Origin of the sequence: Candidatus Angelobacter sp., assembly GCA_035607015.1 — a bacterium.
Lineage (GTDB): Bacteria > Verrucomicrobiota > Verrucomicrobiia > Limisphaerales > AV2 > AV2.
In genome coordinates this window covers 1-7,765 of sequence record DATNDF010000040.1, presented here as the reverse complement: position 1 = coordinate 7,765, position 7,765 = coordinate 1, and the positions used below count along the sequence as shown (strand labels likewise).

The 7,765-nt window shown below is 58.5% G+C and carries 8 protein-coding genes and 1 pseudogene; 7 read left to right on the top strand and 2 right to left on the bottom strand.

Annotated features, from left to right (window positions below; all coding sequences use genetic code 11):
- The 7 genes and pseudogenes from VN887_01650 to VN887_01620 form a co-directional block, all read left to right on the top strand.
- Positions 1-659, top strand: a 659-nt coding sequence (locus tag VN887_01650; GenBank protein ID HXT38705.1) for a HEAT repeat domain-containing protein, incomplete at its 5' end; no start/stop codon positions are given.
- A 26-nt stretch (positions 660-685) separates the two neighbouring features.
- Positions 686-1,411: a hypothetical protein gene (locus VN887_01645; protein ID HXT38704.1), complete on the top strand. Its 726-nt coding sequence runs from the start codon at positions 686-688 to the stop codon at positions 1,409-1,411.
- Positions 1,408-3,399 carry a c-type cytochrome gene (locus VN887_01640; GenBank protein ID HXT38703.1) on the top strand — a complete coding sequence of 664 codons (1,992 nt, stop codon included), beginning with the start codon at positions 1,408-1,410 and terminating at the stop codon, positions 3,397-3,399. The genes VN887_01645 and VN887_01640 overlap by 4 nt, the downstream gene beginning before the upstream one ends.
- 73 nt (positions 3,400-3,472) lie before the next feature.
- Complete coding sequence (locus VN887_01635) at positions 3,473-4,279, top strand: pseudouridine synthase (protein HXT38702.1); 807 nt, start codon at positions 3,473-3,475, stop codon at positions 4,277-4,279.
- Complete coding sequence (locus VN887_01630) at positions 4,260-5,567, top strand: class I SAM-dependent methyltransferase (protein HXT38701.1); 1,308 nt, start codon at positions 4,260-4,262, stop codon at positions 5,565-5,567. Before VN887_01635 ends, VN887_01630 begins: the two co-directional genes overlap by 20 nt.
- Before the next feature lie 44 nt (positions 5,568-5,611).
- A pseudogene (locus tag VN887_01625) lies at positions 5,612-5,842 on the top strand (prepilin-type N-terminal cleavage/methylation domain-containing protein).
- A gap of 39 nt (positions 5,843-5,881) precedes the next feature.
- Positions 5,882-6,514 carry a hypothetical protein gene (locus VN887_01620; protein HXT38700.1) on the top strand — a complete coding sequence of 211 codons (633 nt, stop codon included), beginning with the start codon at positions 5,882-5,884 and terminating at the stop codon, positions 6,512-6,514.
- An 82-nt stretch (positions 6,515-6,596) separates the two neighbouring features.
- Here the strand turns inward: VN887_01620 and VN887_01615 are convergent, their stop codons facing one another.
- Positions 6,597-6,890 (bottom strand): hypothetical protein, encoded by a 294-nt coding sequence (locus tag VN887_01615; protein ID HXT38699.1) that lies wholly within the window; start codon positions 6,888-6,890, stop codon positions 6,597-6,599.
- 36 nt (positions 6,891-6,926) lie between these two features.
- A complete protein-coding gene (locus tag VN887_01610) occupies positions 6,927-7,652 on the bottom strand; it encodes a DUF1080 domain-containing protein (GenBank protein HXT38698.1) in 726 nt (241 codons plus the stop codon).
- Positions 7,653-7,765: the final 113 nt, after the last annotated feature.

Genomic DNA, 7,765 nt, shown 5'->3' with positions numbered 1-7,765 from the left:
CGATTTATTTTCTCGACTGGTCCAATCAACTCATTGGCCACATGCAGCATCACATCCGCGACCCGCACCGCGACCACGTGCATGGCCGCATCTACCGCATCACGTATGAAGGCCGTCCGCTGCTCAAGCCGGCGAAGATTGACGGCCAGCCCGTGGACAAACTGCTCGACCTGCTCAAGGAACCGGAAAACAACGTGCGCACCCGCGCGAAGATTGAACTGGGCAAGCACGATCGCGGCGAAGTCATCCCGGCCTTGAAACGGTGGATCGCGAAACTCGATGCGAAAGACAAGAACTTCGAACACGAGATGCTGGAAGCGCTCTGGGTTCATCAATGGATGAACGTTGTGGACGAAGACCTGCTCAAACGCGAATTGCGTTCGCCGGATTATCACGTCCGTGCCGCCGCCACGCGCGTCCTTTGCTACTGGCGCGATCGCGTCAAAGACCCGCTCGCGTTGCTCGAAGCGCAGGCGAAGGACGACAGCCCGCGTGTCCGCGTCGAAGCCGTGCGCGCCTGCAGTTTCTTCAAGACCGGCAAAGCGGCGGACGTCGCGCTGGCAGTGCTCGACAAGGAAGCCGACCCGAACAAACCGGATTACTACATCAAATACTGCCTCGACCAGACCATGAAGCAGCTTGATAAATTTACGAAATAGTGGCGAACCGGGCTGCATTTCACGCGATGAGTATTTCCAGCCCATTCCTCCGAACATTCACAGTCGGTGGCGTCTGGTTCGCCGCTGTTGCTCTTAAGATGGTGTCGCGTCACTCTGGTCATTGGTCCACCTATCCACCGCGCAATTTCGTCGTGCTCGTCGTTGCCTGGGTTATCACTGCGTTGATACTTGGGGCTGCCGCTTCACGCTTCGAGCGGTTGCGTTCGTGGTGGGGCATCGGTTTGGGCACAGTGGTCGGTTCATTCGTCGTCCTGGGGTTAATGCTGTTCACAGTTGAGAAAGTTTACGGCACGGCGTCACCGAAGTTTAGCAGTACCGAAGAAATGATGGTGTATTTCGCGAACGAGACCACGAAGTGGGTCAAGGCTGACAGGAGTATTGATTTGGACTACTCGCTCGATTCCATCAAACTCATTGAAGAGGAACTTGGCCGCATCTCCAAGGAAGTGGACAAAGCCAACCCTAAGCCCGGCACTGTCGGTCTCGCAACCGGCTATGGTGCTTACGTTGGTGAGGTGCTGCGGCAACGTGACGGCGGTACGTGGTCGGTTGACCACTCGGCTGCAGGACCGCGTTCCTACCCGCTCACAGTAGGAAGCAACAACACCATCTTTCCAGTGGGGTGGTGTTGGAAGCGACTCACTGGCGACGAGACGGAAAACGTGTATCGCAAAGCACTGGTATTCGAAGCGATTCGAGGCTCCGTCACCAATACCGCCAGGGTCAAATGAAGGAAATTTACCGTTTGATGAAGATGATTGTTCCGCATGATTCCTGCCTGGGTCCAAAGCCGTTAAGCGCGTTCATTTATCACGGAGGTCGTACTGCAAATCTGACCTCTTTGAGCATTCCATTCCTGCCTCTTGCCATTTTCGCAGTAGTCTCGGTAACCGAACTATCGTCTGTCCGCGCTGCCGATGAGCCGCCCGCGAAAACACTGAACCTGCCGAAAAGCCCACGCGCGGCAGCCTACGTTCTCGGTCGCTTGTCGAACAAGGAACTGATCGAAGCGCCACGAAGTGAGTTCGTCTATGTCGCGCTCCTAGAGCGGAAGGGACTCGAACGAAAATACCGGATCGAGTCGTTGGAAGGTCTCGCCAAAATTCGCAACACGGACACGTTGACGGAACTACTCAAAGGCGTTCAGGAGCTTGACCAGAAAGGCGAAGAATCAGAGCCGGTGTTGCGCGATCTCGCTGCGCTCCTGCTCCAGAACAAATCGACCGGCCTCGCGGCCAAACGGGCTGACCTGGAAAAGCTGGCGACCGAATCGCAACTACCGTTGACCCGTCAGATGGGCTACGCGGCGGGCCTGACCGCTGACGCGTCCGCGGATAAAACCTGGCCGCAGGTTGAGTCGGACGCTGCGAAATTCGCGGACTTGCTGCTCTCGGTTCCACTCATTCGCGACGTGAATCTGCGCGCGTCGCTTTATCCAAAAATCGAACCGCTTCTTCACAAGGCCGATCCGCCGGAAGTGCGACGCGCGGCCATCACCGCGATTGCCACAGTGCCCGGCCACGACGCGGAGACGTTCGACACCCTGGCCGCATTGGTGAAGTCGGGAACCGAGCGCGCGGCGAGCGTCGCCGGCCTCCAGCAGCTCCCGCGAAAGTCCTGGCCCAAAGAGCAGGCGGAACCGTTGATTGAAAGCCTCGTCGCCTGGCTGAAATCAGTGCCGGTGGAACAGCGCACTGAACCGGACGCAGTCAACGCCATCCAATTCGCCACGGATCTCGCCTCGTTGTTGCCGTCCGACAGCGCCCGGGCAGCCGGCAAGACGCTGCGTTCGCTTGGCGCGAGCGTGTTTGTCATTCACACGATTCGCGAGCAGATGCTTTACGACAAAACGCTCATCGTCGTGGAACCCGGCAAGCCGGTGGAGATCATTTTGAAAAACGACGACGCGATGCAGCATAACTTCATGATCGTCGCGCCGGGCGCGTTGGAGGAGATCGGTCAGATTGCGGAGAAGATGGCGCCGCAGCCGGACGCTCTTCTGCGGCTCTACGTGCCCGATTCGCCGAAGGTGCTGTTCGCCACGAAGCTCCTGGACCCGGGCCAGCAGACAAAGCTGGCCTTCACGGCGCCCGCCCGGCCCGGTGAATATCCCTACCTCTGTTCTTATCCGGGGCATTGGCGGCGCATGACGGGCACGCTGGCGGTGGTCAACGACGTGGATGCCTATCTCGCGAGCCATATCGAGCAGAAGATGACGGAATGGAAATTCGAAGATCTGGCGCCGGACCTTGCAAAACCCGAAGCGAACGGAAACGCCGCCAGTGGCAGGGAGTTTTTCACCAGGCTCGCCTGCGTGCAATGTCACAAGCTCGGCAGCGAAGGCTACGCGTACGGACCGGAGTTGACCGACGTGTTCAAGCGCTACAACAATAATCGCGCGGACATACTGCGACAGATTCTTGAACCGTCGCTGAAGATTGATGACCGCTATCGAAACTATCAGTTCGAACTTGCGAATGGAGACGAACTGACAGGGATGATCGTGAAGGAGGACGCCGACACACTGACCATCCAGACCGGCCCGTCCGACGCACTTATTCAATCACTCAAAAAGTCCGACTTCAAACAGCGGCAGCCGCAAACTTCGTCGCTCATGCCCCTCGGGCTGTTGAACACGTTGACGAGGCAGCAGATTTTCGATCTCCTCGCCTTCCTTGAGTCCGCCGGCGACGTTCCGGCTCATGCCCACCAGCATTGAGCAGTCGGTTGCAGTTCGATTTCGCGCCACTTCCGGGCTGGATTCCGATTCACAAGCAGAGTTTGCTGGTCGTGTGAAATCGTTCCGATCCACGACCGGCCAGCGGCACAGAGAGCGATTTTCAGCGCGCGGCGTCCGGCGGACGGGGCTGGCCCGCGCGTTGTCAAAACTTGGACATTGCTCGCGAAGCCAGGCGTGGACTTTGATTGGAGCCGGACGCGTCCGCGTCAACGGGGTCGTTCAGCTCGATCCCGAAAAGGGGGTGCAACTCGGACGGGACCGCATCGAAGTCGAGGGTCGGCTCGTGCGCGAAGCACAGAAGGTTTACCTGTTGCTCAACAAACCGCGCGGGCTGGTCACGAGCGCATCCGACGAAAAGGGCCGCCAGACGGTGTTCGCCTGCCTCGAAGACGAAAACCTCCCTCGAGTTTTTCCGGTTGGCCGGCTGGACAAGGCGAGTGAAGGATTGCTGCTGTTCACCAACGACACCACCTGGGCGGCGCGCGTCACGGATCCGGCCACCCATCTCGCCAAGACCTATCATGTGCAGGTGGATTGCCTTGCCGCCGACGCGTTGGTTCAGAAAATCGAGAAAGGCGTGTCAGACGATGGCGATTGGTTGAGCGCGAAACGCGCGTCAATGCTCCGGACGGGTGAGAAAAACAGCTGGCTTGAGATCGTGCTCGACGAAGGGAAGAACCGCCACATCCGGCGATTGCTCGCGGCGCTCGGAGTCAACGTGCTGCGGCTCGTGCGCGTGGGCATCGGCCCGTTGCGACTCGGCACATTGGCCAAGGGTCAGTGGCGTCGTCTGACTCGCGAAGAAATCGCGACTGTCGCGCAAGACGGCAACCGGAAAAGTGCAGGCTACAAACATTGATCCAATGCGGGACGTGAAGCATGAAAAAGTGCCCGGCCGCGCCGGCTCCGACACAAGCCGGAGGGCTCCCCGCCTCCGGCTTCGCGTCACGCCGGATGCCGCGCGACAGCTCCGCTCGGGCCATCCGTGGCTGTTCGCTGACAGCATCCGCGAACAGAATCGCGAGGGTGCTCCCGGTGAACTCGCCGTCGTATATGACCGCAACGACAGGTTTCTTGCCATCGGTTTGTTTGACCCTGATTCACCGATTCGTCTGCGTGTCCTGCATGCGGGCAAACCGATGATCCTCGACAAGGCCTGGTGGCGCGAGCGATTCCGGTCGGCAATCACGCGTCGCTCCGGTCTGTTCGACGAACAAACGACCGGTCATCGCTGGATCAATGGTGAAAGCGATGGTTGGCCGGGCCTCGTGCTCGACCGCTATGACACGACGCTCGTCCTAAAGCTTTACACGGGCGCGTGGCTGCCGCGAATCGGCGAGACAGTTGACTTGATTCGCGAAGAACTGAAACCCGGGCAAATCGTGCTGCGGTTGAGCCGGAATATACAGGAGGCCGCGCGAGGAATTCTTGGAAAGGAAGATGGAGCCTTTTTGTTCGGAGACAAACGGGACGCCGTCGTTACCTTCCTGGAGACGGGCCTGCGGTTTGAAGCAGACGTTGTCCACGGACAAAAGACGGGCTTCTTTTTCGACCAGCGTGAAAACCGCCGCATGGTTGGATCACTCGCCCGGGGACGCGACGCGTTGAACGCCTTCAGCTTCACTGGCGGGTTCTCGGTGTACGCGGCGCATGGCGGCGCAAAGTCCGTCGTGGATCTTGACATCAGTGCTCACGCCCTCTCCGGAGCGAGGCGCAACTTTGATTTGAACAACTCCAATTCAACCGTCGTCGCCTGCCGGCACGAAACGATTCAGGGAGATGCTTTCGAATGGCTGGATGAAAACCGGTCAAAAAAGTTCGACCTTGTTATCCTCGATCCGCCGTCGCTGGCGAGGCGCGAGACCGAGCGCTCCGGCGCAATCCAGGCGTACGGGAAACTGGCACAAAGCGGCATCGCGCACCTGCGGCCTGGCGGTGTGCTGGTCGCGGCGTCATGTTCGGCGCACGTCAGCGCGGAGGAATTCTTTGGCGCGATCCGGCTCGCGGCAAAAAAATCAGGTGCACAGTTTACGGAACTGAAAACGACCGGTCATGCGCCGGACCATCCGGCAACGTTCCCCGAAGCGCAGTACCTCAAGTGCATTTACCTTGAAATGGCCGGCCAAACGGTCTCGCCGTGTCGTTGACAGGCCAGACAAAGTGGCTAGATTACCCGACACTCCGGAGTGATATGACTTGCCTCCTTCAACGCTGCGCGGAACGCCACCGAACACGACGGGATGCTGCTGGCCTCAAGCGCGCGTTCACTCTCATCGAGCTGCTGGTCGTCATCGCCACCATCGCGATTCTGGCGGCGCTGCTGTTGCCGGCTTTGTCGCGCGCGCGGGAGTCCGCCTACATGACGGTGTGCAGGAATAATCTCCACCAGATCGGTGTAGCGCTGACAGTGTACGCTGATGACTACTGAGCGTATCCGGTAGACTACGACGGCGATCCCGGCATGCTCTTTTCAACCTTGGGTTGGCAGAACAAGCTGGCGAATTACGGGATCAAACGGCCGCCGGAATCCTACCTTCCTCTCCCAACTAACGGTCCGTACGGATCGCAAGGCCGTACGGTTCTCGCTTGTCCCAGTTACCTCAAAGCTCGGGGTACACTCTACGCGAACAGGGCTGCCTACGGCTACAATAAAGGGGGTCTTGCGCAGAAATCGATTAATCTCAACGGGCGTCATGCGCAGTTGGGATTGGCTGGCGAAATCTTCGACGACTTAATTTCCAGTGAAAACCTCCTCAATGCTGCACCTGTCCGTCCCATTCGGGATGGAGAGGTTAGGAGTCCTTCTCAAATGATCGCGGTGGGTGATTCGGTTCTCCTCCCGTCAATTTTCGGGCCCAAGGGACCTGGAATTCTTTTCGGAATGGCCGACCTGTCAGAAGGTATTGTCTCCGCAGTGCCGAACCTCCCGCTTTTCACCTCGCTCGGCAGGCGCCGTCATAACGGACGGATGAATATCGTTTTCTGCGATGACCACGTGGAAACCCTCAAGACCGAAAAGGTTCTGGACTCGAAAAGTCCTGAAGTCCGTTGCCTTTGGAACAATGATAACGAGCCTCACATGGAGTTCCATTGAGTCGATGACGCGACTGAACTCTGCCAATCGTTAATCAACCGGCTGGGTTTCGTTCCATTGATCCACGCAAGATCGGGGAAACTCAACAACGACCATATCGAAGCCGTCTCACGTAATCGGCGACCGCCCGATTCTGCCGCTCTCTATAACCTGCATCCTTCTGACGAATATCAGTGTCGGTGAAAAAATGCCAGACGTGGTGCTCAAGTTCGAACGTTGGAAAGCGCGTCTCAAGTGCAGTCTGGAAACTCGCACACTCACCCTCCCAACGTTCCTCATCCTCTGGTGTGTCGAGAGGCAGCGCGACGAGCCGTTCCAACTGCGCGGCAACAAACTCGGCTGCTGCCTTGTCTGGTAGTGAATCGGTAGATGCCATAAGCTGCTGCGCGCTCGATCCCCCCCCGACAAGTGATCAAAGCTTCCGTAGCCAGATATTGCGGTAACGAACCGGATTGCCGTGGTCCTGCAACACGAGCGGGCCTTTGGGCGTGATGCCCTGGAAGTTCGCGGCCCGAGTCGCGTCGCCGTTCACCGGAATGTGATCCTGGATCAGCACACCGTTGTGCAGGACGGTGAACGAGCCGGGTATTGCCTTTCCATCCGCGCCGGTTCTTGGCGGGTGAAAAATGATGTCGTAGGTCTGCCATTCGCCAGGTTTGCGCGAGGCGTTCACGAGCGGCGCGTTGTGTTCGTAGAACGCTCCCGCCTGGCCGTTGAAATAGGTCTTGTTGTTGTAGGAATCGAGCACCTGGATTTCATAGCGGCCCTGCAAATAAACGCCGCTGTTGCCGCGGCCCTGGCCCTCACCCTTTACTTCCCCGGGCGTGGCCCACTCGACGTGCAGTTGCACATCGCCGAACTCCTCCTTCGTCATGATGCTGCCGGTGCCGTTGACTTCCATCGAGCCGTCGCCGGGCAGTTTCCATTTCGCGTCGCCGCCTTTGCCGTTTTGCCATTTCGACAAATCCTTTCCGTCGAACAAGACGAGGGCGTCCGCAGGCGGCGGGCCGGGATCAATGACCGGTGGTTCTTTGTCGCCTGATTTTTCGGCAGCGGCCGTAATCAAAACGGTTGCGAGACTTGCGAGGCCTGCGAACGCAGCAGCCTTGCGCCAACGTGTGAATGCGTGTGAGTTCATGGGCAGATAATGGAGGCTGTTATTCGGCGGACGTGTTCAAAGGGCGAACCCAGATGTTGCGATAACGGGTCGTGTTGCCGTGGTCCTGCAATTTGAGCGGTCCCTTCGGGCCG